Annotated in this window: 1 pseudogene; it reads right to left on the bottom strand. The window is 44.7% G+C overall.

Annotation, left to right across the window (positions count from 1 at the left end):
- Positions 1–282, bottom strand: a pseudogene (locus AB4486_RS28160) (SLC13 family permease); the annotation flags it as partial.

The following is a 282-nucleotide window of genomic DNA, read 5'->3' as shown; positions in this document are numbered from 1 at the left end:
CTCTAATAACTTCGGCTAAGAACAGTTTTCTCAGCGCTCTAAGGTTGTTTTCACTGACACTGCGACCAACTAACGGTGAGCCGGGCTCAACCCTTGCTTCAAGAAAATACGGAAGGTCGTCCTGCGATCCATCATCGTAGCTAGGTAAAAAGTAACTCAGAGGAATAAGGATCAATACCCCACCGACCAAAACAGCTAAACCGATCAAAGTTGGCGTGAAAAAGTTTAAACTCGGCAGTCCTGCATCTTCAACAAAGCTATTAATGATCAAGTTGGTTGAGG

Origin of the sequence: Vibrio sp. 10N.222.55.C6, from assembly GCF_041473395.1 — a bacterium.
Lineage (GTDB): Bacteria > Pseudomonadota > Gammaproteobacteria > Enterobacterales > Vibrionaceae > Vibrio > Vibrio crassostreae_C.
The sequence above is the reverse complement of the archived record's forward strand: the minus strand, read 5'-3'. Positions and strand labels throughout refer to the sequence as shown.